The sequence below is a fragment of the Vreelandella subterranea genome (assembly GCF_900111305.1).
GTDB lineage: Bacteria > Pseudomonadota > Gammaproteobacteria > Pseudomonadales > Halomonadaceae > Vreelandella > Vreelandella subterranea.
This window is the reverse complement of the sequence record NZ_FOGS01000008.1, coordinates 144,703-167,941: the sequence shown is the minus strand read 5'-3', so window position 1 is coordinate 167,941 and position 23,239 is coordinate 144,703. Positions and strand designations below refer to the sequence as shown.

19 protein-coding genes are annotated in these 23,239 nt (G+C 57.5%); 11 read left to right on the top strand and 8 right to left on the bottom strand.

Going from position 1 to position 23,239, the window contains the following annotated elements:
- The first annotated feature begins 2 nt into the window (after window positions 1-2).
- From BMX75_RS12955 to BMX75_RS12925, 7 genes are all read left to right on the top strand, one after another.
- Complete coding sequence (locus BMX75_RS12955) at window positions 3-1,220, top strand: ABC transporter permease (protein ID WP_092828564.1); 1,218 nt, start codon at window positions 3-5, stop codon at window positions 1,218-1,220.
- Window positions 1,217-2,182: an ABC transporter ATP-binding protein gene (locus BMX75_RS12950; RefSeq protein WP_092828562.1), complete on the top strand. Its 966-nt coding sequence runs from the start codon at window positions 1,217-1,219 to the stop codon at window positions 2,180-2,182. Before BMX75_RS12955 ends, BMX75_RS12950 begins: the two co-directional genes overlap by 4 nt.
- Window positions 2,172-2,948, top strand: a complete 777-nt coding sequence (locus BMX75_RS12945) for an ABC transporter permease (RefSeq protein ID WP_422822071.1) — start codon at window positions 2,172-2,174, stop codon at window positions 2,946-2,948. The genes BMX75_RS12950 and BMX75_RS12945 overlap by 11 nt, the downstream gene beginning before the upstream one ends.
- Window positions 2,949-3,082: 134 nt before the next feature.
- Complete coding sequence (locus BMX75_RS12940) at window positions 3,083-4,285, top strand: thiamine pyrophosphate-dependent dehydrogenase E1 component subunit alpha (RefSeq protein WP_092828560.1); 1,203 nt, start codon at window positions 3,083-3,085, stop codon at window positions 4,283-4,285.
- Window position 4,286: 1 nt separating this feature from the next.
- Window positions 4,287-5,264 carry an alpha-ketoacid dehydrogenase subunit beta gene (locus tag BMX75_RS12935; RefSeq protein ID WP_092828558.1) on the top strand — a complete coding sequence of 326 codons (978 nt, stop codon included), beginning with the start codon at window positions 4,287-4,289 and terminating at the stop codon, window positions 5,262-5,264.
- Window positions 5,265-5,282: 18 nt separating this feature from the next.
- Window positions 5,283-6,536: a 2-oxo acid dehydrogenase subunit E2 gene (locus BMX75_RS12930; RefSeq protein WP_092828556.1), complete on the top strand. Its 1,254-nt coding sequence runs from the start codon at window positions 5,283-5,285 to the stop codon at window positions 6,534-6,536.
- An 11-nt stretch (window positions 6,537-6,547) separates the two neighbouring features.
- On the top strand, window positions 6,548-8,392 hold the full coding sequence (locus BMX75_RS12925) for a protein kinase domain-containing protein (RefSeq protein ID WP_092828554.1): 1,845 nt from the start codon (window positions 6,548-6,550) through the stop codon (window positions 8,390-8,392).
- Window positions 8,393-8,415: 23 nt separating this feature from the next.
- Here the strand turns inward: BMX75_RS12925 and BMX75_RS12920 are convergent, their stop codons facing one another.
- A complete protein-coding gene (locus tag BMX75_RS12920) occupies window positions 8,416-10,119 on the bottom strand; it encodes a SulP family inorganic anion transporter (RefSeq protein WP_092828552.1) in 1,704 nt (567 codons plus the stop codon).
- Between the two features lie 245 nt (window positions 10,120-10,364).
- Between BMX75_RS12920 and BMX75_RS12915 the strand changes: the two genes are divergently transcribed.
- Complete coding sequence (locus tag BMX75_RS12915) at window positions 10,365-12,014, top strand: methyl-accepting chemotaxis protein (protein ID WP_092828550.1); 1,650 nt, start codon at window positions 10,365-10,367, stop codon at window positions 12,012-12,014.
- Here BMX75_RS12915 and rarD read toward each other — a convergent pair.
- The gene (gene rarD / locus BMX75_RS12910) at window positions 11,985-12,893 is read right to left on the bottom strand and encodes an EamA family transporter RarD (protein ID WP_092828548.1); all 909 of its coding nucleotides are present in this window, start codon (window positions 12,891-12,893) and stop codon (window positions 11,985-11,987) included. The two genes, BMX75_RS12915 and rarD, sit on opposite strands and share 30 nt — an antisense overlap.
- Before the next feature lie 72 nt (window positions 12,894-12,965).
- On the opposite strand from rarD, the gene BMX75_RS12905 reads away from it, so the two are divergent.
- A complete protein-coding gene (locus tag BMX75_RS12905; protein WP_092828546.1) occupies window positions 12,966-13,781 on the top strand; it encodes an amidohydrolase in 816 nt (271 codons plus the stop codon).
- Entirely contained in the window at window positions 13,781-14,485 is a 705-nt protein-coding gene (locus BMX75_RS12900) for a pseudouridine synthase (protein ID WP_092828544.1), read from the top strand. The genes BMX75_RS12905 and BMX75_RS12900 overlap by 1 nt, the downstream gene beginning before the upstream one ends.
- Before the next feature lie 139 nt (window positions 14,486-14,624).
- Here the strand turns inward: BMX75_RS12900 and BMX75_RS12895 are convergent, their stop codons facing one another.
- From BMX75_RS12895 to gloB, 6 genes are read right to left on the bottom strand one after another with little or no spacing between them, the layout of a single operon-like run.
- Window positions 14,625-16,217, bottom strand: a complete 1,593-nt coding sequence (locus tag BMX75_RS12895; protein WP_092828542.1) for an ABC transporter ATP-binding protein — start codon at window positions 16,215-16,217, stop codon at window positions 14,625-14,627.
- The gene (locus BMX75_RS12890) at window positions 16,210-17,283 is read right to left on the bottom strand and encodes an ABC transporter permease (protein ID WP_092828540.1); all 1,074 of its coding nucleotides are present in this window, start codon (window positions 17,281-17,283) and stop codon (window positions 16,210-16,212) included. Before BMX75_RS12890 ends, BMX75_RS12895 begins: the two co-directional genes overlap by 8 nt.
- A 2-nt stretch (window positions 17,284-17,285) precedes the next feature.
- Window positions 17,286-18,359 (bottom strand): microcin C ABC transporter permease YejB, encoded by a 1,074-nt coding sequence (locus tag BMX75_RS12885; RefSeq protein ID WP_066317513.1) that lies wholly within the window; start codon window positions 18,357-18,359, stop codon window positions 17,286-17,288.
- Window positions 18,360-18,394: 35 nt separating this feature from the next.
- A complete protein-coding gene (locus tag BMX75_RS12880; protein WP_092828538.1) occupies window positions 18,395-20,296 on the bottom strand; it encodes an extracellular solute-binding protein in 1,902 nt (633 codons plus the stop codon).
- A 33-nt stretch (window positions 20,297-20,329) separates the two neighbouring features.
- On the bottom strand, window positions 20,330-21,544 hold the full coding sequence (locus BMX75_RS12875; RefSeq protein ID WP_092828536.1) for a transglycosylase SLT domain-containing protein: 1,215 nt from the start codon (window positions 21,542-21,544) through the stop codon (window positions 20,330-20,332).
- 27 nt (window positions 21,545-21,571) lie between these two features.
- Window positions 21,572-22,339, bottom strand: a complete 768-nt coding sequence (gene gloB / locus BMX75_RS12870) for a hydroxyacylglutathione hydrolase (RefSeq protein ID WP_066317506.1) — start codon at window positions 22,337-22,339, stop codon at window positions 21,572-21,574.
- Window positions 22,340-22,438: 99 nt separating this feature from the next.
- Between gloB and BMX75_RS12865 the strand changes: the two genes are divergently transcribed.
- Window positions 22,439-23,185 carry a methyltransferase domain-containing protein gene (locus tag BMX75_RS12865; protein WP_092828534.1) on the top strand — a complete coding sequence of 249 codons (747 nt, stop codon included), beginning with the start codon at window positions 22,439-22,441 and terminating at the stop codon, window positions 23,183-23,185.
- The last annotated feature ends 54 nt before the right edge of the window (window positions 23,186-23,239 follow it).

The window sequence follows — 23,239 nt, the reverse complement described above, 5'->3', positions numbered from 1 at the left end:
TAATGGCATTGCTGGATGCGTTGCCAAGTCCGCAAATGGCTTGGCGACAGTGGCGGCCCAATAGTGTTCTGGTCGTTCTCCTGAGTGTCATGCTGGTGGCTCTTTGGCTCTTCGATGTGGTCAGCGTGTCTCCCAACCGGATCGTCAGCGGCCAGGGGGCTGGTCTGGTGGAAGCCATGGGCTGGTTGGGGGCACTGCTGGTCAGCGGCGTCACTATCACCCTCATGCTGCTGTCCCTCCAGCCTGGCCGACAGAATTATCAGGTTGCCCTGGTAGGCGTCTGTCTATTACTTCTTCTGATGCCGTTTGGTTTGATAGTGGCCAGCGACCGGCTGGTCAGTAGTGATATGCCTCAGGCTCGCCTGAATATGGGCATGGCCTATTGGTTGATGCTGTCTCTATTGCTCTTGTGCTGGATCGAGCTGCGTTTGCGCTTAGCGCTGCCGCGGCGTTGGACCGTCCTGATGCTTCTGGGCGTCGCGCTCGTCTGGTGGTTGTGTGCCATGTGGGCGCTTGAGGCGCTGGCGTTGGGGCAGGAGTTTCGCGCCCGGAACGACGAATTCTGGCGCGCCCTGCGACAACATATAACGCTGGTGAGTGTCTCCGTTGCCATCAGCATCGGACTGGGGCTGTCCCTCGCCATGCTGATGCGCCGCTATGCAAACTTTCAGAAGGTCGCCTTTGGGGTGCTCAATTTCCTGCAGACCATTCCGAGTATCGCCCTGTTCGGTTTGATGCTGGGCCCCTTAGCTTGGCTGGCGGCTCAGTGGCCGCTGCTGTCTCGACTGGGTGTCAGTGGCATTGGCTGGGCACCCGCTTTGTTGGCGCTGGTCGCTTACAGCCTGCTACCGATGGTGCGAAACACCTACATTGCCCTCGAGCAAGTCAGTCCTGAGACCCTGGAAGCGGCACGCGGGATGGGCATGCGCAATAGCCAGCGCTTCTGGCAGGTGCGTCTGCCCCTGGCCTTGCCGGTGCTGCTCGAGGGGATAAGAATCACGTCTGTCCAAGCTATCGGCCTCACGGCGGTTGCTGCCTTGATCGGTGCGGGCGGCCTGGGGGCTTTCATTTTTCAAGGGTTGGGGCAGGCGGCGATGGACATGGTATTACTGGGGGCGCTGCCCATTCTGATACTGGCGCTTATAGCAGACGCTGGCCTCGGGGCCTTGTCTGATATCCTCCGGCCGAAAAATACCGTGCGGCCTGGAGACGCTCAATGATCGAACTCGCCCACGTGACCAAACGCTTTGACGACGCCGTCGCAGTGGATGACATTTCGCTGCACATCGCAAAGGGTAAGTTTTGTGCGCTGGTGGGTACCTCGGGCTGCGGCAAATCAACCACATTACGGATGATTAACCGCCTGATTGAGCACAGCGAGGGTGACATCCTACTGGATGGCCAGCCGATTGCCGCCTATGACCCGGTCAAGTTGCGGCGTCGCATCGGCTATGTGATTCAGCATACGGGGCTATTCCCGCATTGGACAGTGGCCCGCAATATCGGCCTCGTACCACGCTTGCTCAAATGGTCCGCTGCAGAGGTGCAGGCAAAAGTTGACGAACTGATGGGCCTGCTGGGTTTGCCGAAAGATGAATTCGCCCACAAATACCCTCATCAGCTGTCAGGGGGGCAGGCACAGCGTGTAGGCGTGGCGCGGGCACTGGCCGCCGACCCTGATATCTTGCTGATGGATGAACCTTTTGGCGCCCTGGACCCGATCACCCGTGAAAAGCTTCAGGATGAACTTGCCCGGCTCCAGGCGAAGATGCACAAGACGGTGGTGTTTGTCACCCATGACATGGATGAAGCGCTAAGGTTGGCGGATCACCTGGTAGTGATGCGAGAAGGCCGTATTGTCCAGCAGGGCACGCCACTGGCGTTGCTTCAACATCCTCAGGACTCTTTTGTCGAATCCTTGCTCGGCGGACTCGAGCGCGGGCTGAAGCAAGCCGCTCTGACCCGGGTCAAGGACCACATGGCCCCGATGGGACCCACCTTGCCCGCTCAATCGCGGATTCCCGCGACGTTTTCCCTGCGCCAGGGGCTTTCAATGATGTTGCGTGATCACACGGACCGCCTCACTGTCGTGGACCAACACGATGTCCCGGTAGGCGAGCTGACGCTACGCAAGATCGTCAAGGAAGCCCAGCCGGAACAAGGAAAAGCGCGTGAGTCATGATGCCTTGAGCCGTTCACTGACGGCGCGCGGTGTTCAACAGGCGAAGTGGCCGGCTATCTGGCTGGTCCTTTTGATGGCATGTGTTTGGGGATTTCCTTACGCCGACGGCCTGTTGCGCATCATTGAGCCGGACTCGAGTCAAGTCGTGTACCAGCGAGCGAGCCTTGCCACCCTGTTGGTGCAGCACATGCTCGTGGTCAGCGCGGCCGCCGTGATTACCGTGGTGGGGGGCGTGTTGGCGGCGATTGTCGTGACACGGGAATGGGGGCGTAATTTTTTACCTCTGGTCTCGCAAGTCGCCTCACTGGGGCAGACCTTTCCACCGGTTGCCGTGCTGGCGCTGGCGGTGCCGGCATTAGGTTTTGGCACGCTGCCGATTATTGTTGCGCTGGTGCTGTATGGCACGCTACCCATCGTACGAAATACGCTAGGCGGCCTACAGGACGTTGATAAAGAAGTGAAAAGTGCCTCCGTCGCGATGGGAATGACGAGTTGGCAAACCCTTCGCCAGGTAGAGTTGCCTTTGGCGGCCCCGGTCATACTGGCCGGCATTCGGACGTCCATCACCATCAATATTTCGACAGCCGCGATCGGCGCCACCGTCGGCGCGAGCAATCTGGGGGATCCCATCATTGCCGGTATCGTGAACGGGAATATGGCGTATATCGTCCAGGGGGCGCTGACGATTGCGCTGTTGGCACTAACCGTTGATAGCCTGTTCGAGCGACTTCAGGAACGGCTGCGTTCGCGCCTCTATACCGCTTAAGTCGAATCCCTAAAGTGTCTCAGCTGCGTTACTGTCGCAAGTGTTGCGTTGACCCATGTCAGATAAATCCACTGGCATAAAAGGTCATCACCGACAACACTGCCCTCAAAAGGGGTACGACAAGGACAATAATGATGACACAGCATGCACACCAGCCTGTTTTTCTGACAGGCGATGAATTTTCGATTCCTACCTTCAGTTTACTGAGCCCCGAGGGCGAGCTCTACAGCGAGGCTGATGCCCCCAGGCTTGAAAAAGACCATGCCCTGCGCATTTACCACGCGATGCTGGCAACGCGTATTCTCGACGAGCGTATGTTGGCGGCCCAGCGTCAGGGGCGGCTGTCTTTCTACATGCAATGTACGGGCGAAGAAGCCGCCGTGGTAGGCGCCACCGCGGCACTCGACGATGCCGACATGATCATGGCGCAGTACCGCGAGCAGGGTGCCTTGATGTATCGCGGGTTTTCCATTGATGAATTCATGAATCAGCTGTTCGGCAACGAGCTGGACTACGGCAAAGGCCGCCAGATGCCGATTCACTATGGGTCGCGAAAGCTCCACTACATGACCATTTCCTCCCCGCTTGCCACCCAGATTCCCCAGGCGACAGGCTATGCCTATGGTCAAAAAATGGCGGGTGATGGTCACTGTACCCTAACGTTCTTTGGGGAAGGCGCCGCGTCTGAAGGCGATTTTCATGCGGCGCTGAACATGGCGTCGGTCCACCAGGTCCCGGTGATCTTTTTCTGCCGCAACAATGGCTACGCGATTTCGACACCGGCAGCCGAGCAGTTTGCAGCCGACGGTATCGCCCCCCGGGCTTTTGGCTATCACATGCATGTGATCCGTGTGGACGGCAACGACATACTGGCAGTCTATGAAGCCACGCGCCAAGCGCGGGAACTCGCCGTTGAACGCAACCAACCTGTATTGATAGAGGCGATGACCTATCGCCTGGCCGCACATTCCTCTTCCGATGACCCGTCGGGTTATCGCTCCAAAAATGAAGAAGAAGCCTGGCGTGCCAAAGATCCGCTGCTGCGCATGCAGAAGTGGCTCTTGGCCAAGGGATGGTGGAGCGAAGACGAGGAGGCCAGCAAGCAGGAAAGCCTGCGCCGTGAAGTGCTGGATACGATGAAACGTGCCGAAAAGCGCTCGCCACCGCCCCTGGACTCCCTGATCAGCGATGTCTATGCGGATGTCACCCCGGCGTTGCAGCAACAGTTCGACCAGCTCAAGCAGCATATCCGCCGTTACCCGGAAGCTTACCCGCGGGGAGCCAAGTCGTTGGACCTGAGTGTGAGTACGGATGCCGACTCCCAGGGGGGCGAATAACATGCCAACAATGAATATGCTTCAGGCGATCAATAACGCCCTCGACATCGCCATGGCGGAAGACGAAAAAGTCATCTGCTTTGGCGAGGATGTGGGAATTTTTGGCGGTGTTTTTCGTGCCACGAGCCACCTGCAGGAAAAATACGGCAAGGCCCGCTGTTTTAATACCCCCTTGGTCGAGCAGGGTATCATTGGCTTTGCCAACGGCCTGGCCGCTCAGGGATCGGTTCCGGTAGCTGAAATTCAGTTTGCCGATTATATTTTTCCCGCCTTTGATCAAATCGTTAACGAAACCGCCAAATTTCGCTATCGCTCGGGAGATCTGTTCAACGTCGGCGGCCTGACCATTCGCACCCCCTATGGCGGCGGGATTTCCGGCGGGCTTTACCACTCGCAATCGCCCGAGGCTTACTTCACCCATACCCCTGGGTTAAAGGTCGTGGTGCCCCGCAACCCCTATCAGGCCAAAGGGCTATTACTGGCGTCCATTCGTGACCCGGACCCGGTGCTGTTTTTAGAACCCAAGCGGCTTTACCGCGCGGCGGTCGGCGAGGTGCCGGAAGATGATTACCAGCTCCCCATTGGTGAGGCCGAGATCACCAAGGAGGGCAGCGATATTACCCTGGTCGGCTGGGGCGCGCAGATGGAAGTGATTGGCAAGGCCGTGGAGTTGGCAGAGGAGCAGGGTATCAACTGCGAAGTCATCGACCTGCGCTCGCTGTTGCCCTGGGATGCAGATACGGTCGCCGAGTCCGTTCTCAAGACCGGTCGGTTGGTGGTCAGCCATGAAGCGCCGTTGACCGGCGGTTTCGCCGGTGAAGTTGCCGCGACGATTCAGGCGCGTTGTTTTCTCTACCTGGAATCGCCCATTGCACGGGTGACCGGGCTGGATACGCCTTTCCCGCTGGTGCTGGAAAAAGAGTATCTACCCGACCATCTGAAAATCTTTGAAGCGATTCGTGAAAGCGTTAATTTTTGACGCCAGAGGAGAACAACAATGAGCGATTTTATGCTGCCGGACATCGGCGAGGGTATCGTCGAGTGTGAAGTGGTCGAATGGCGCGTCGCGGAAGGCGACCGGATTGAAGAAGATCAGCCGGTTGTCGAGGTCATGACCGACAAGGCGCTGGTGGAAATTACCGCCCATGAAGCAGGCGTTGTCACTAAGCTGTATGTTGAACAGGGGCAAATTGCCAAGGTTCATGCCCCGCTTTATGCCTACCAGGCTGACGGTGAAGACGCCGGTGAGGCAAAGGCATCGAATGACAGCTCAGAAGCGTCGTCGTCCAGTCAGCCCTCGGCTGCTGAAAAACAGGCGGAAACCCAGCCGTCACCCACAACACCAGCGGTTGCTACTCAGGGGAAAGTGCCTGCCAGCCCCGCCGTCAGGCGGCTGGTCAGAGAGCATCAGTTGCAGCTCACCGATATTGCGGGAAGCGGCAAGGACGGTCGCGTCCTCAAGGAAGACGTCCTGGCGCATCTTGACCAACCTGGCGAGGCCGCTTCGATGTCTTCCCGGGAGACGTCATCACGGGGGAGTGGTGACGTGAGCCGGGTCGAGCCACTGCGTGGCATGCGGGCGATGATGGCCAAGCGCATGGTGGAATCGGCCAGCACGATCCCGCATTTTCATTACGGTGAGGAAATCGACGTGACGCAGCTTCTCGCCATGCGGGAACGCTTGAAACCGTTGGCAGAAGCTCTGGGCGAGCGCTTGACGCTGATGCCGTTCTTCATGAAAGCGATGGCATTGGCGATTGCCGAATCGCCGATTATCAATGCCCAGCTCAATCAAGCAGGCGACGAGCTGCACTACTACGCCCAGTGCAATATCGGCATGGCCGTGGACAGCAAGGCCGGGTTGCTGGTGCCCAATGTCAAAGGTGTCGAGCGATTGACGCTGCTGGAGATTGCCAGGGAAGTCGGGCGTTTAACCCATGCGGCCAGGGAAGGGCGGGTTGACCAGGCGGATCTCAAAGGGGGGACCATCAGCATTTCCAACATCGGGGCGCTGGGCGGTACCTACGCGGCGCCGATCATTAATGCCCCGGAAGCCGCCATCGTGGCGATTGGTAAAACCCAGTGGCTGCCACGTTTTGATGACCATGGCGAGGTCCAGCGGCGTGCGATCATGACGGTTACCTGGGCGGGGGATCACCGCTTTATTGACGGGGGGACGATCGCGCGCTTCTGTAATACCTGGAAGGGCTTTCTGGAAGCCCCGGATAGCATTCTGCTGCATCTGGGATAACGCAGGCGACCATGGCTCAGGCACCCCTTCAGCAGTTTTATATACCCGAGGAGCAGTCGGTATACCTGCTGAGTCACCACGATGCCCGCAAGCTCAAGGACTGGGTGGCGCTGTGCCAGGAGCAGCTCTCCCAGTTGGGCTACCGGGACATCGAGCTGATCGGTAAGGGTGCCTACGGTTTCGTTTTTGCCGGTAGTGCGCCGATCCAGGGAGCGACGGCGCACTACGTTTTCAAGTTCTCGCGTATTACCCTGCCCATTCACCTCCAGGAACGCCTTGAAGAAGAGGCGTTCATGCTGGAGCAGGTGTCGCACCCGCTCATTCCCAGGTTGATTACCTACCAGCGTGCGCGTGGACAATCGATTCTGGTCATGGAGCGCGCGCCCGGCTTGAATCTCGAGCAGGTATCGCTCAGGGAAGGCCGACTGTCTCCCCGCCTTATCATACGCATCGCCGCACAGTTAGCCGATATTCTGATGGCGTTGCGCAGAGAGGCCGGCCCCAAGGCGCGGCCTGTCGTCCACGGCGATATCAAACCTTCCAATCTGGTCTTTGATTCGACTGACGAGTCCATCGCGCTGATCGACTGGGGCTCATCCGTCTTTGCCCAACTCGATGCCCAACTGCAATTCGTCGGCAACAATGTAATGGAGTTGATGTCGGATAACCTTCAACAGACCAATGCCCGACTGGGCGATGTCTACTTCATTGGCGAGGAACAGTTGAACGGGGGCCTTTCGTCGCCACGTTTTGACGAGCAGGGCGTGGCGGGCACTTTGTATGCCCTGGCATCTGCGCAGTCGTGCCGCTTTGGTCATCGCGCGATTCCTGCCAGTTCGCTGGGGCTTCCCATGGAGTTTGCCCGAACGCTGGACGCTATGCTCGACCCCGATCCTCACCTGCGTCGCAAGGCGGGCGACTATTTCCTGCGCGCCATGCCGCGGATGGCCCGCGCGGTGATGCTCGACCTGCCGGGTAGCGTTCAATCACCGCTGGTACCGGTATGGGGGCGTCCGGCTGAACAGGAAATTGACACCGTGGTGTACAGTTCTCGCAAGGCATTTCTGCGTGAAGCCAATGCCCCTGAAACCCTTAACGACGTTAACGATGTACAGCTGGACCGCTATTACAAACAGTTCATGCAGGGGATGGGGGAAACCGAAAAAGCCTTTCTGGCCTCGGTGAGCCGCCTGGGCAAGTACCCTGTTGTAGGCGGCCTGGCGGTGCGCTGGGAGCGCGACGGTGTGTATATCGATTCGTCGTTGAACCTGCACGATCCGGCATTGAAGCCTGTGTTTATCGAAGCGGTCAATAACATGGTGCACCTGGCGCGGGCGATCCATCGCCAAGGGGTGTTCAAGAGCTGTCTGTTTAACGCCCGCCAAACATTGCACCTGGAGCGTGGTTCAGCGTCGGAGCCTTTTAATTGCGAACCCGGCATGGCGATCAGCTATGAAATGAGCGCCGTCCCGGAACTTGAGGACCGCACGCGTCAGCATAGTTACTTCGAGGATGGTCCCGATCCCGAAGAGCTATTAGCATTGCCAGCGTCGATCATGCAGGTACTCAGACAGCTTAACGAGATTCATCACACCGGTATGATCATTTTTGAGGCGCTGCCCAAGCACCTCAAGATTCATAGCTACTATCGCCTTCTCGATCCTTCCAGGGAAGACGAATTTCGCGCATTGCTGGTGGAAATGCTCGCATCAGTCAGCGAAATTGAAGGCCTGGGAGTCTCTGGGTTCATGAAGATGCCCTACAAAGATACCCGCTACTTCACGCACCTTGAAAGCCAGCCAGAACGATACTACCCGCGTGACCCGCGGGAATATATCAGGAAACATGGCCAATAAAGGCAGACCATTTTTTTAGGGTGTTACCGGGAGAATTCCCGCCATGCAGCGTAAGTACTGAGAAAGACGCGACCGGTGAGAGCCTCAAGAAAGTCACTTTTCTTGAGTTGATCCATCACGGGGCCTTTTACCTCCGCAAGGTGCAGCTTGACGCTTGAATCTTTTAGGCGGGCATTGATGGCGTCGAGGCTTTCCAGAGCCGAGGCATCAATCAGGTTAACGGCTGAGCAGATCAGTACCACGTGTTCCAGTTCGGGGCGGCTGGCCACCAGGTTGTACAGCGTATCTTCCAGATAGCGCGCATTGGCGAAGTACAGGCTTTCATCAATACGCAGTAGCGCCACACGGCTGACGGTTTCGACATCGTGACGGCTAATGTTGCGGAAGTGTTCGGTACCGGGAACGCGCCCGACAAGCGCGCTGTGCGGGCGACTGGTGCGGTATAGATAAAGTGCAATGGAAAGGGTCACGCCCCCCAGAATACCTGCCTCGATTCCCTCGACAAGCGTCAGGAGGATGGTAAGCGCCATGGCCGAGAAATCACTGCGCGAATAACGCCACGTCTGGCGCAGCATGGGGATATCCACCAGGGTCAGGATAGACACGGTAATCGTTGCTGCCAGGGTGGCGATCGGCAGGTAGTAAAGCCAGCCCGTAAACGCCATCGTCACCAGGGCAATACCCAGCGCGGCAAAAGCCCCGGCAGCGGGTGTCTGGGCGCCCGCGTCGAAATTAATCACCGTACGCGACAGACCGCCTGTTACCGGCATGCCATGGGTGACGGCCGCCGCCAGGTTGGTTGCGCCCAGGCCAATCAATTCCTGATTGGGGGAAATGCGCTGGCGCCGTTTGGCCGCCAGCATCTGCCCCATCGACACCGACTCGACAAAGCCGACCAGGCTGATGAGCAAGGCCGGGATGAATAGCGCTTTCCATAACGAGGCATCAGCCCACGGCAGGCTGAAAGCGGGAAGCCCACCCGGTACGTCGCCGACAACATTGACGCCCTTATCAGCAAGCCCCCAGTACCAGGTGGCAAGCGTGGTGGCAACCACCGCGATAACCGGCCCCGCCTTGGCGACCAGGTCGGCGACGCTATTGGGCAGCCCCAGGTGCTTGAGTGTCGATTTCCCATGTCGGCGAAGCCAGACTAAAAACACCAGCGTGCCTATGCCCAAAAGGCAGGTGGGTAGGTTGAGGGCATCCAGGTTGGGGATCAGGGTCATCAAACGCTCCACCAGGGTAAACCCGCTGCTTTCGATCCCCAGCAGGCTGCCAAGCTGGCTGACCGCAATCAGAATCCCTGAGGCCGTTAAAAACCCTGAAATGACCGGGTGGCTCAAGAAATTGCTGAAAAAGCCCATTTTCAGCAGCCCCATGGCGACCAGCATGACCCCTGAGAGCATCGACAGCACCAAGGCGGCTTCCAGGTAGGCATCAGAGCCGGGGGTGGCAACCGACGAAAGGGCAGCCCCGGTCATCAGCGCAATAATCGCCACAGGGCCCACGGCCAGGGTGCGGCTGGTGCCAAACAGGGTATATACCAACTGCGGTAAAATACTGGCGTACAGGCCCACCACGGCCGGCAGCCCTGCCAGCAGGGCATAGGCAAGCGACTGCGGTATGACCATGACGGTGACAATCACGCCGGCCAGTAAATCCGCTCCCAGTAACCGTTTATGGTAGTAAGGCAGCCAGGACAGAATGGGCAAGTAGCGCTTTAGCATGGGCTCCCGGGGCGATCCGCCTCAAATCTTCGATGGATAAGCTGCGTCACAGCTTAACGCGAATGTAGGTCATTATATTAACAAGTTATAAGTCAAATTACGGCACCCTGCGGGAATTTCGTTCCCAGCGTTGCGTCCTGCCCCCAAAGTGTTACTTATTTAATCCTCGTTAATTAGTAAGCTTACAATAACCCTAATGAAAGACTTGGGGCCTCATAACCACATTAATAACAAGAGAACTGACTATGCGTATCATTCGATGGGCGGTTCCCATGGTGCTGTTGGCACTGGCGGTGTGGCTGGTGTCTTTCAGCACACTGGGGGGATATGTAGCGGTGGGATTGGCGACCATCGCGGGAGCGCTGAGTGTTTTGATGGCCTTGGGTTCACTATACCAGGCGGATCAGCAGTCGTTGGAGGGCAGGCGACCTGTCAACCGGTTAATGGCCGATTATGCGTCGCTACGCGCCATGGCGTTTCGCTTGATGAAGCGCGCCAGCAGCACGGCCATCGCCTCCGCAGAAGTTTCACACTACGCAGATTTGATGGATCAGCGTCTCAGTAAACAGGAGAGAATGGCGCGTGAGTCGTCAGCCAGCATGGGCGCAATCAACACGGCTATCATGCAGGTCAGCACCAGTGCTGCCCAGGTAGCCACGCTTGCTGAAAGCGCCCGCGAAGCCAGTCATCACAATCAGGCAGCACTGACCGACATCATCCAGGAAATGAGCGATGTGTCCGAACAGTCCCAGCAGGCGCTGGAGATGCTGACCTCGCTTAATGACAAGATCGAGCGTGTGCGCAACGTCACGTCAATGATTGAAGACATTGCCGAACAAACGCATCTGTTATCCCTCAATGCCTCCATTGAGGCTGCCCGGGCAGGCGAGCACGGCCGGGGGTTTGCTGTCGTGGCCGGCGAGGTTCGCAACCTGGCGCACAAGACCTCGACGGCCACCCAAAGCGTGGATGAGCTTGTCAAGGATATGCATCAAAGCGGGCAAAACGTGGTGTCATCCATGGGCAGCCTGATGAGCCGAATCAGCCACCGCTCGGCTGACATGCAGCACGTCGGCAGCAGTCTGGGCACCATTACCCATGAATTTGACCAGGTGCAAAGCGAGATCAGCAGCGTCGCACAAGCCATCGAGAATACCCGTCAACATAGCCAGACCGTGGCCGACACATTGCATGAGCTGGAAGCAGACGTCGATGAAGGCAACCGCGATATGCACGACCTGGCGAATCAGGCCCGTGCCTTGATGGAAGCGGCAGAAGGTGTCGATGGCGAGCTGGCGCAACAGCGGCTCAACGGCCGTCATCAGCAGGTTTTCCACGCGGCGCGGCAAGCCGCCGACCGGCTGGGCAAACTGTTTGAGAACGCTCTCAAACGCGGCGAATTAAGCGAGGCGGCGCTGTTCCAGCCCAGCTATCAGCAGATCCCCGATACCCGGCCACCGCTGTATCGTACGTCGTTCGATGACTTTACCGATAAATATTTGCCCGATATCCAGGAGCCGCTGCTGACCCAGCTTGACCTGAGCTACGCGATCACCTGCGATAAGAAGGGCTATGTGCCCACCCACAATCAGGCGGTGAGCCGCGCGCCCACTGGCGACTATGATCACGACTTAAAATTCTGTCGCAGCAAGCGTATTTTCGACGACCCCACCGGACGCCGGTGCGGTGCACACGAAAAGCCACTGCTACTGCAAACCTATAAGCGCGATACGGGCGAGATCATGCATGATCTGTCAGTACCCATCTATATCAATGGACGACACTGGGGCGGCTTCCGTATCGGCTATCAGCCAGAGCGCGAACCCGCTTCCCAGGATCTGACCCATCAAGACGATGTGCCCGCGCTACCTGGCCGACAGCTGGCCGGGACGTGATTGCCAGGCAGACCAGGAGTAAAGGGCCAGCCCTGTCCAGATCATGATGAAGGTCACCAACTGGATTGGGCTGAGGGGTTCTTCAAAAACCGCCAGGGCGATTAAAAACTGGATACTGGGGTTGATGTACATCAGAAACCCCAGTGTCGCGAGGCGCAAACGCCTCGCAGCGCCCGCAAAGGCCATGAGCGGGAGGGCCGTAATGACGCCGCTGGCGATCAACAGGGCCGTTGTCTGGGTGTCGCCTAAAAAGTGCGATGTTCCTTGCCAGCTAAAGGCCGTCAATGCGATCAGCGCAATGGGGAACAGCAACAGCGTCTCGACAAAAAGCCCCGAAAGGCCATCAAGCGGGACCTGTTTGCGAAACAGACCATAACTTCCAAAACTCAGTGCCAGCAGTAGACTGATCCACGGCAACTCCCCCAGCATGAAAAACTGAATGGCAATCGCCAGGCTGGCCAAGCCCAGCGCCACCAGCTGCAACCGCGCCATCACTTCACGCAGTACCAGCATACCCAGCGCCACATTGACGAGAGGTGTTAAAAAATAACCTAAACTGGCTTGTAACACCTGGTGGGTTTCCACCGCATAAATATACATTCCCCAATTAAACCCAATCAGCAGGGCGCAGGCGAGAACGCGGCCGAGGCGCCTGGGCTCCACCAGGGCGGCAACGACGGGTGGCCAGCGACGCAGCAGGGTAATAAGGCCCACCAGGAAGAGGCACGACCACAGGATGCGATGAACCAGTATTTCGATGGCCGGAACGCCATCAAACAGCGCAAAAAAAAGCGGGAAGCATCCCCACATGGTATAGGCCGTCAAACCAAAGGTGACCCCTTTGACGGCTTCGGGATCGCGTGGTGGAGTGGGAAGCATAGCAGCCTCATTATTTAAAAATGCTAATCTAACACAAACGCGACAACGTGAGCGGCGTAAAGGAGTGATTCGATGAGCCAACTCAGAACCAGCCTGGTGCAGTGCGATCTGCGCTGGGAAAATCCGGAAGCCAACCATGCCCATCTTGAGCAACTCTTGGGTGACCTTGATCACCGGGAAACGGATCTGATCGTACTGCCCGAAATGTTTGCCACCGGGTTTACGATGAACTCCCGTGAGATGGCTCAACCCATGGATGAAAGCCAGAGCGTTGCCTGGATGAAGGATCAGGCACGGTCACGCCAGTGCGTCATGACCGGCAGTGTGGCTATTCAGCATGAGGGCGAGTACTACAACCGGCTAATCTGGGCCATGCCGGATGGTCAACTGACCTATTACGACAAGCGACACCTGTTCCGCATGGCCGGTGAACATGAGCGTTACGGCATGGGGGAGCGGCGTGTCATCGTCGAACTGAACGGTTTCAAGCTACTGCTGACGGTCTGCTACGACCTGAGATTTCCGGTTTGGCTTCGCCAGCAGCCGACACAAGACGAACATTTCGAGTATGATGCGCTGCTGTGCGTCGCCAACTGGCCCGCACCTCGCCGTCAACCCTGGCGCACCTTGCTTCAGGCCCGGGCGATTGAAAACCTGACCTATGTGATTGGCGTCAATCGCGTGGGCGAAGACGCCAAAGGGCTGGCGTACAGTGGCGATTCAATGCTGGTGGATTTCAAAGGCGAGCCACTTATCGACCATTCAGCGCATACGCCGTTTGTGGAAACGGGATGCCTCAATAAAACGGATCTAGATGCTTTTCGTGAAAAATTTCCTGCCTGGCAAGATGCCGACCGCTTTTCATTGCTCCCAGGAGTCGGCCAATAATGCGTCTTGATCGCTTTTTAAGTGAAACGACCCCGTTAACGCGTAGCCTTGCAAAGCGCGCGCTAAAAAACGGTGAGGTGACCTTGAACGGCGAGCCGATCAAGCAGGCAGCAACGCACATCGATACGCAAGAAGACGTGGTGGTGCTTAACGGCGCGCGACTGGCGCTGGTCGGACTGCGCTATATCATGCTGAACAAGCCTGCCGACGTGGAGTGTACCGCCAGGCGAGGGCTTTACCCGAGGGTTATCGACCTGATTGACCTCCCCAAGGCAGAGCGTTTACAACCGGTCGGGCGTCTTGATGTTGATACCACGGGCCTATTGCTGCTTACCGACGATGGCCAATGGTCGCACCGCGTGACGTCACCGCGCCATCGCTGCGCCAAGGTGTATGTCGCCGAGCTTGCCGAACCCATGGAAGGCGATGTGGCCGAGTGGGCCATCAACCAGGTGGCCGAGGGCATTATGCTCGACGGCGAAGAAACGCCGACTCAGCCAGCCACGCTGCGGTTTTTAGCGCCGCATCAAGCGGAGCTGACCATTACGGAAGGGCGTTATCATCAGGTCAAGCGCATGTTTGTAGCGTTAGGCAATCACGTTGAAGCGCTGCATCGACGTTCAATTGGCGATATTGAGCTGACGGATGACCTGGCCCCTGGCGAATGGCGTGAGCTGACCCCGGAAGAAATCGCCAGCTTTTAATCGCCCATGACGCCCTGAGCTTGCTGACAACAGTTTGGCTCAGGCGAGTCTTAGATTAATTGCGAGTTTATACCGTTATCTTGTTTTTATGCCCGAGCTCTGAATTAAGCTTGGGAGAAGTATCAAGCAAGCAGGGGGGTCAGCCCGCGAAATCTTTTAGATAAGCCGCCGCTATAAGCGACTGCGTATAAGAATGCTGAGGAGAGGCGAGTACGTCCAGGCAAGGGCCTTGCTCGACGACCTCACCGTCTTTCAGGACCATAATACGGTGGGCCATGGCGCGTACCACGGCTAGATCATGGCTGATAAACAGGTAACTTAGCTGGCGCCGTGCCTGAAGGTCCCGTAGCAGTGTCACCAGCTGTTTTTGAACGGTGCGATCCAGTGCTGACGTCGGCTCGTCGAGCACCAGCAGCTCAGGCTCCAGGATAATGGCCCGGGCGACGGCGATCCGCTGGCGCTGACCGCCGGAAAATTCATGCGGATAGCGCGCCGCACAGCTTTCCGGCAGGCCGACTTCTCTCAACGTTTGATGGACGCGCTCAGTGACTTCCGTGGCAGACAGGTGAGGGTAGTGAAAGCGCAACCCTTCACTGACGATATCGAATACCGGCATACGCGGTGACAATGCCCCATAGGGATCCTGAAATACCATCTGTAACCGGTGCCGCTGACGGCGCAAGTCGTTACCCGTCAGCTTGCTCAAGGGGGCATCGCCAAGGGTAATATCGCCCTGGCTGGTCACCATCCGCATGATGGCCGAGGCGAGGGTGGTTTTGCCCGAACCTGACTCACCCACAATCCCCAGGGTTTCACCCGGCGCGACGGTCAGGTCGGTGGCCTTGACCGCTTCAAAGGCAGGCGGCTGACGCTTGAATAATCCGGGTTTGGGGCGTTTGAAGCTGACGCTCAACTGTTTGACGGTCAGTAACGGTGGACGCTCGGCAACAGGCGATGGTCGGCCTTCCGGTTCGGCGGCGAGCAGACGCTGGGTATAATCACTTTGCGGTTGCTCAAACACCTGCTCGACGGGGCCAGACTCCTGGATTTTACCCTGGAACATGACGCACACACGGTCTGCATGACGGCGTACCAGGTTAAGGTCGTGGCTGATCAACAGCAGGCCCATGCCGTGCTGGTCGCGCAGTTCTTTAAGCAGCGCCAGGATTTCCTGCTGAACGGTGACATCCAGCGCGGTGGTGGGCTCGTCGGCGATCAACAGCGATGGGTTATTGGCAATGGCCATGGCGATCATTACCCGTTGACGCTGCCCCCCGGATAGCTGGTGGGGCCATGCATCGAGCAGTTCCTCGGCGCGCGGCAGTTTCACTTGTTCGAGCAGATTTTTGGCCCTTGCTCGGGCGGCTTTGCCCCGCAGCCCCTGATGCAGGCGCAGGGATTCGCCAATCTGCTTGCCGACCCGGTGTAGCGGGTTGAGCGATGTCATGGGCTCCTGGAAGACAACGCCAACCGTATTGCCGCGCAGCCCGTTCCATTCGGCGTTGCCAAGTGTGTTGAGCCGCGTACCGTTAAGTCGTCGTTCGCCACTTACCTTGGCATTGCCTGGCAACAGGTTCATCAACCCAAGGGCCGATACCGATTTACCCGAACCGGATTCGCCGACAATGGCCAGCGTCTCGCCTGCGTGTAGCTCCAGACTCAGTGACTCGACGACGGTACTGCCATCAAAGGCGATGGTCAGGTTGTCGACGCAAAGTAGCGGCTCAGGCATGGGGCGTTTCCTTAGCGGGCGTTGGGGGCTGCTGGACATGGCGGGGGTCAAAGGCGTCACGCAGGCCTTCGCCGATAAACACCAGCAGCGAAAGCATAATGGCCAGGGTCATGAAGGCGGTGATGCCCAGCCAGGGCGCGTGCAGGTTGTTTTTGCCCTGGGCGGCAAGCTCGCCCAGTGAAGGTGCGCCCGGTGGCAGTCCAAACCCCAGAAAATCCAACGCGGTCAAGGTGCCAATGGCCCCGGTGAAAAGGAAAGGGATGAAGGTCAGGGTGGCCACCATGGCGTTGGGAAGCACGTGGCGCCACATGATCAGCCGCGACGGCAACCCCATGGCCTTGGCCGCACGAACGTACTCCAGGTTGCGTGCGCGGAGGAATTCGGCGCGCACAATGTCCACCAGTCCAAGCCAGGAAAACAGCAGCATGATACCCAGCAGCCACCAGAAGCCGGGTTGCACGAAACTGGCGAGGATGATCAGCAGAAACAGCACGGGGAGTCCTGACCATATTTCGGTAATGCGCTGACCCACAAGGTCCGTCTTGCCGCCAAAATAGCCCTGAACACCGCCTGCGAGTACGCCTATCACCAGCGAGCCTGCCGTTAAGACCAGGGCAAATGCCACCGAAAGCCGAAAACCGTATATCACCCGCGCTAGCACATCCCGTCCCTGGTCATCGGTGCCCAACCAGTGGCGCCCATCGGGTGGGGCGGGGGACGGGCGGGTCATCTGCATATCCAGGGTCTGGTAAGAAAACGGAATCAGGGGCCATAACGCCCAGCCGTTGTTCTCGATCTGCTCCTGAACAAAGGGGTCCAGGTAATCGGTTCTTGTGGGCAAGAAGCCGTCAAATTCCGTTTCGGGGTAGTCGACCAGCAGTGGCACATACCACTGACCGTCGTATTGCATGATGATCGGTTTATCGTTGGCGATCAGTTCGGCAAACAGGCTGAGCACAAACACGACACCAAACACCCATAGCGATACCCAGGCGCGGCGATTCGACCTGAAAGCGGCAAAGCGGCGCCGGGTAATGGGCGAAAATCGAAACGTCGAAGCAGTCATGATCACGACTCCCGGGTGGCAAAGTCGATGCGCGGGTCAACCCACACATAGGTGAGATCCGACACCAGTTTCAGCAGTAACCCGATGACCGTGTAGAGAAACAGCGTGCCGAAAATGACCGGATAGTCGCGCTGCATGACCGCTTCAAACCCCAGCAGGCCCAGCCCATCAAGGGAGAAGATCACCTCGATCAGTAACGAGCCGGTAAAGAAGATACCAATCAGGGCTGAGGGCAGACCGGCAATAATGATCAGCATGGCATTACGAAACACGTGGCCATAGAGAATGCGCTGTTCATCGGCACCCTTGGCGCGGGCTGTCAGGACATATTGCTTGTGGATCTCATCCAGAAAGCTGTTCTTGGTCAGCATGGTGAGGGTGGCAAAACTGCCAATCGCCGCGGCTATTACGGGAAGTGTGATATGCCAGAAATAATCCTTGACCTTCCCCCAGGTGGAAAGCTGGTCGAAATAAGGGGAGGTGAGTCCCCTGAGGGGGAACCAGTCCAGGTAGGTACCCCCGGCAAACAGCACAATCAACAAGATGGCGAATAAAAACCCGGGGATGGCGTAGCCGACGATGACCAGCCCGGAGGTCCAGACGTCAAAGCGCGAGCCATGGCGCAGGGCCTTGCGTATGCCCAGCGGAATCGAGATGAGGTAGACCAGCAAGGTCGTCCAAAGCCCCAAGGAGATAGATACCGGCAAGCGCTCTATCATCAGATCGATTACCGGTCGGTCGCGAAAAAAGCTGGTGCCGAAATCAAAGGTGAGATAATCCGCCATCATGCCGATGAAACGTTCATGGGCCGGTTTATCAAAGCCAAACTGCTGTTCCAGTTGCTCAATAAAACGGGGGTCGATGCCCCTGGCGCCGCGGGACTCGTCGTTGACCTGAACATCAGCGCCACCCATATCCAGTCGCGTGCTGGCCATTGCATCGGCGCCTTCAAAGCGTGCCAGCATTTGATCGATCGGGCCACCAGGCGCGGCCTGCACGATAATGAAATTGAGCAGCATGATCCCGAAAAGCGTCGGAATCATCAGCAACAGTCGGCGTAGGGTGTAACGTGCCACAGAACTCTCCATGGTTCATCAAGAATAAGCCGGGGTCAGCGTCGTGACCGGCGCTGTAAAGCGGCTTCACGTTCGGGGACCACCCACCAGGCGTCTAAATCCATGGCGTATTCGGGGAAGGGGTCGGGATACCCGAATTTATCCCATATGGCGATCCGCGTCTCACCTGAATGGTAGTGGGGAATGACATAAAACCCCCAACGCAGGACACGATCCAGCGCCCGGGTAATGGTATTGAGCTCTTCCCGGTCTTCTGCTCGGATCAGCTTTTCCACCAGATCATCTATCGCCGGATGCGCGAGGCCCATGCGATTGCGACTCTGGGGTGAATCAGCTGCCTGGCTGGTCCAGAAGTCTCGCTGTTCATTGCCAGGGTTGTTCGACTGCGGAAAATGGCTGATCACCATATCAAAATCAAAATTGCGCTGGCGATTGAGGTACTGATTGATATCCACGATACGCATTGAGGTTTGTACACCCAGGCGGGCCATGTTGCGCAACATTGGCTGTACCACGCGCTCCAGTCCTGAATCGTAAAGCAATACTTCAAGGCTAAGCGGCTGCTGGGTATCCTGATGGACCAGGACGCCGTCTTCCACGCGATAACCCGCCTCGCGGAGCAGGTTCAGCGCCAGGCGCAGCCGTTCGCGGAGGTCGAGAGGATGGTCGATAGGCAGTGGTTCCGTGAACAGCCGCTCTGACTGGTGGGACTGCATCAACGCCTCGCGATGGGGTTCGAGTAGTGCAAGCTCTTCATCGCTTGGCAGGCCCTGGGCTTCCATTTCGGAGTTTTCAAAGAAGCTTCTCGTCCGCTGGTAGGTATCGTAAAAAATATTGGTGTTCAGCCAGGGAAAATCAAAGGTCAGGCTCAGCGCTTCACGTACGCGCGGATCCTGGAACTTCTCCTTGCGAAGGTTGAACACAAACGCCTGCATCATGGAGGGGTTGACGTCAGGTACCGTGATGCGCTTGACAAGCCCTTCCTCATAAGCGGGAAAGTCGTAGCCAATCGCCCAGGTGGCGGCGCGGGCGTCCGTGCGAAAGTCCGTCAATCCGGCCTTGAAGGCTTCCCAGGCAATATCCCGATCCCGGTAATAGTCATAAATCACCTGATCAATATTATAACGGCCCACGTTGACCGGCAGGTCCTTTGCCCAATAGGTGTCGTCGCGCTGATAGACGATTCGTCGACCAGGGTCCACTTCGCCGATTTTATACGGGCCAGACCCAGGGTGCGCCGCCAGGGTCGGCGCGGTAAAATCATGTTTTTCCCAGTAATGCTTCGGCAGAATAGGGAACTGGGCGACGATGAGTGGCAGCTCCCGCGACTCGCTGTCGCTGAGAGTGAAGCGAACCAGGTGGTCATCCAGGGCAACGGCTTGCTCAACCCCCGCATAGTAACTGCTATAGAAAGGGTTGCCTTCATCACGCAGCAGGTTCAGCGAAAAGACGACATCGTCAGCCGTGACCGGCTCACCGTCCTGGAAGCGAGCTTCAGGACGGAGGTCGAATTCGATCCATTCGCGATCGGGGTCGAGACGCACACCCTCTGCCAGCAAGCCATAAAGACTGAAAGGCTCGTTAGGGTTGCTTGCCATCAAGGTATCGTAGATCTGCGTAATACCGGTAGCGGGTGTACCTCGTATGATGAAAGGGTTGGTCGAGTCAAAGCTGCTACCCACGGCAGTATGCTTGATACTTCCGCCTTTGGGCGCGTCGGGGTTCACGTGGGGAAAGTGCGGAAAATCCGCCGCAAGGGCAGGCGAGTCGTACAGCGACATTCCATGCCAGGTGTCGACAGGTGCCGAGCCATCCGTGGCGGTGGACTCTGTCACGCGGGCATCGCTGCTGGCATGAGTGCTGGCCAGAAGTGATGCCGCAAGCAGCGCGTTACGGGCAAGGCATAAAACAGGACGCAGAATAACGCCACAGCGCATGGGGCAATTTCCCTATCAACAAGGCGATGAGTCTCAACGTCCTGAAAGTGTCAGGAGTTGGCCTGCTTGTAAAGCTTCTGGGCGTTCAATCTCATTTAACCGCATCAGTTCTTGAGCGCTCAGATTATAGCGACTCGCGATCACAGACAAACTATCGCCACTTTCGACGCGGTAAGTATCGGGTATATCGGCGCTGGCTACGCTCTGGCGTTCATCTGTACCGTTTGATAGCTCTGCGAGAACGCCATGGTCCACGTCTTCGGGGACCAGCAGCGTTTGAGCACTTGACGGGTTGAGCGCACCATTGAGGAGTCCGGGGTTGAGATCAGCTAATGCCGATTTATCTACCTGAAGCAAGGTTGACGCTTCAGACAGGGTAACCGAATGCTCAAGCTTCACCTTGGCGAAAGCCGGCTCTGTATGGATGTCCGGCAAGCTGACGTTGTAGCGTTCCGGGTCATCGATAATCGTCGCGATAGCAAGCAGCTTAGGCAGGTAATGCATGGTTTCCTGGGGCAGGCTCAGGTTCCAGTAGTTGCCTTGCAAGCCTTGGCTTTCAGCGTGTTGTTTGGCTTTGTTGACGGTCCCGGCGCCCGCATTGTAGGCGGCAAGGGAAAGCTGGAGATCTCCCTCGTACCACTGGTCGGCCTGCATTTCGAGGTAGTCCAGCGCGGCGTTGGTCGAGGTGACAACGTCGAGCCTGCCGTCGTAATTGCCATTGCGTACAAGCCCTAGAGCGTCACCGGTGCCAGGCATGAATTGCCACAGACCGGCTGCCCCCCGATGGCTCCGCGCATTCGGGTCGAAAGAGCTTTCCACGAATGGAATCAGGGCCAATTCACCCGGCAGGTTGCGCTCACTTATCTGCTGCGTGATCCAGGCAAGCCAGGGACTGGCGCGTTCGGTGATTTCAGCCACATTTTCAGGGCTTGAGCGGTAGTGATCTATCCATTCATCGATACGTGCCTGTGCCTCGGCAGGCAGCGACTGTCCGCGCCAGTGGAAGCTCTCGCGCAGTTTGCTCCAGGCATCCTGAGGTTCCAGCATCAGCTCTTCCCAGAAATGCACATGGGTAACCTCAGGATGAGCAGGTGCAGAGGCATCATGGGTATTCGAAGCCAACCGTGGAGCAGGGTCGAATCGGGTCGCTGAAGCCTGCGAATTGGCGGCAGCCGCCAGCAGCAAGCTCATGATCACGGTACTGCCGGCACCCAGTAAAAGGCGTTGGCGAATCGTGCGATAGGTCATAGTGGTTTACGTCGTTGCGATAGCGTTTTAGAAACGATTCTTCCACTCGCGCAGAGTGGCGAACGTTGCGAGATCATTATCAATAGCGCCCTGCTTGCTTGCGGCGTTGCGAACACTTTCCGTATCGACACGCAAGTAGGGGTTGATTTTCAGCTCGCGTCCTATCGTGCTGGGTAAGGTGGGGCGGTCGAGGGCCCGTGCCTTCTCACACTCCGTTAAGGCGTGTTTGACGTCTTCATTTTCCGGGTCGGCTTCGCTGGCAAAGCGGAGGTTGGCCAGGGTGTATTCGTGAGCAGCAAACACGAAGGTTTCTTCCGGCAGGGCGGCAAAGCGTTTTAATGCCTTGTGCATCTGCTCGGGGGTCCCTTCGAAAAGACGACCGCAACCGGCGCAAAACAGGGTATCGCCGCAAAACAGTAATGGGGGAATCCCTGGTGTAAAATAACTGATATGGTCTAACGTATGCCCAGGGGTCTCGATGACCTCGAACAGACGGCCCATGACGCGAATTTCATCGCCATCACTGACGCGCTCGTCGATCCCTTCAATGGAAGGATTGACCGGCCCTATGACCCGGGGAGCATAGCGTCTGATCAATTCCCCAAGCCCATCGGTATGGTCAGGGTGATGATGAGTGATCAGAATAGTACCCAGTGACAGCGACTCGCGTTCAAGAAACTCGATAACCGGCAACGCTTCACCAGGATCCACCACGCATACCTCTTGACTGGTGTCCTGTCGGAGCAGCCAAATATAGTTGTCGCTTAAGGCGGGAATCGGTGTCACGCTCAGCATAGGCGAGATCCTTTAAAGATGGATTAGCGCTAATGATTAACAGCGCTTTTTATGATGCAAGACGTCAAAAATAAGTTACTGTGGAGGGTTGAGCGGTACATGTCAAATTCAACGGCGGCAGAGACACTCGCCCACACGCTATTGACCAGCCGCGCCTACTGGGAAACAGAGGCAGGCAAATCATTGTGGGACTCCCAGCGCGCCTGCCTTGGCCCTCTCGTTGATTCCCGTTGCGGTGGTCATAGCCTTGAAATGGGAATGGGGCCAGCAATGATGTCGATGTCCGGCATTGCCCATCGTCTGCAGTGGGCACCCACCCGCGCCAGCGCCCCCAGCGACCAGACGTTAATTTGCCCACCCGACAGGCTGGCATTGCCGGACAGCTGTCTGGATGTCGTCGTGCTCCACCATTGGCTTGAGCATCTGCAGGATGCCCATCATGCGCTGCAAGAAGCCGCACGGATTACCTCGGACAGTGGGCTGCTGGTGCTGTTCGGGTTTAATCCTATGGGGGTGAGCGGTGTGGTCAAACAGTGGCGCAAACGCCATGGGCAATATCCCTGGAACGGGCAATGGCGAACGGCCAGCCGGATGGGTGACTGGCTGGCATTTGTCGACTTTGAGGTGGAAAGAGTAGACTACTGCTGCTTTAGAAGCTGGCCGGGAGGGCGCTGTGTCGAGCACTGGGAGTCACTGGGTCGGCGTTATAATTGTCCTCTGGGGGAAAGCTACATGGTGCTGGCCAAGCGCCGCCAACGCCATGCACCCAAGCAACGCATTAAATTCGGACTGAAGGCGCCGGTTACCGCGAGTTCCCTGGGGGCGACGCGTACCAATAGCCGCTAACCGCTGTTATCCAGTCTACAGACCCCAAGCGCAACCATTATTGATTCAAGGACG

Coding starts and splice junctions, on each gene's coding strand:
- BMX75_RS12955 (WP_092828564.1), top strand. CDS start 3: ATGGCATTGCTGGATGCGTTGCCAAGTCCGCAAATGGCTTGGCGACAG.
- BMX75_RS12950 (WP_092828562.1), top strand. CDS start 1,217: ATGATCGAACTCGCCCACGTGACCAAACGCTTTGACGACGCCGTCGCA.
- BMX75_RS12940 (WP_092828560.1), top strand. CDS start 3,083: ATGACACAGCATGCACACCAGCCTGTTTTTCTGACAGGCGATGAATTT.
- BMX75_RS12935 (WP_092828558.1), top strand. CDS start 4,287: ATGCCAACAATGAATATGCTTCAGGCGATCAATAACGCCCTCGACATC.
- BMX75_RS12930 (WP_092828556.1), top strand. CDS start 5,283: ATGAGCGATTTTATGCTGCCGGACATCGGCGAGGGTATCGTCGAGTGT.
- BMX75_RS12925 (WP_092828554.1), top strand. CDS start 6,548: ATGGCTCAGGCACCCCTTCAGCAGTTTTATATACCCGAGGAGCAGTCG.
- BMX75_RS12920 (WP_092828552.1), bottom strand. CDS start 10,119: ATGCTAAAGCGCTACTTGCCCATTCTGTCCTGGCTGCCTTACTACCAT.
- BMX75_RS12915 (WP_092828550.1), top strand. CDS start 10,365: ATGCGTATCATTCGATGGGCGGTTCCCATGGTGCTGTTGGCACTGGCG.
- rarD (WP_092828548.1), bottom strand. CDS start 12,893: ATGCTTCCCACTCCACCACGCGATCCCGAAGCCGTCAAAGGGGTCACC.
- BMX75_RS12905 (WP_092828546.1), top strand. CDS start 12,966: ATGAGCCAACTCAGAACCAGCCTGGTGCAGTGCGATCTGCGCTGGGAA.
- BMX75_RS12900 (WP_092828544.1), top strand. CDS start 13,781: ATGCGTCTTGATCGCTTTTTAAGTGAAACGACCCCGTTAACGCGTAGC.
- BMX75_RS12895 (WP_092828542.1), bottom strand. CDS start 16,217: ATGCCTGAGCCGCTACTTTGCGTCGACAACCTGACCATCGCCTTTGAT.
- BMX75_RS12890 (WP_092828540.1), bottom strand. CDS start 17,283: ATGACTGCTTCGACGTTTCGATTTTCGCCCATTACCCGGCGCCGCTTT.
- BMX75_RS12880 (WP_092828538.1), bottom strand. CDS start 20,296: ATGCGCTGTGGCGTTATTCTGCGTCCTGTTTTATGCCTTGCCCGTAAC.
- BMX75_RS12875 (WP_092828536.1), bottom strand. CDS start 21,544: ATGACCTATCGCACGATTCGCCAACGCCTTTTACTGGGTGCCGGCAGT.
- gloB (WP_066317506.1), bottom strand. CDS start 22,339: ATGCTGAGCGTGACACCGATTCCCGCCTTAAGCGACAACTATATTTGG.
- BMX75_RS12865 (WP_092828534.1), top strand. CDS start 22,439: ATGTCAAATTCAACGGCGGCAGAGACACTCGCCCACACGCTATTGACC.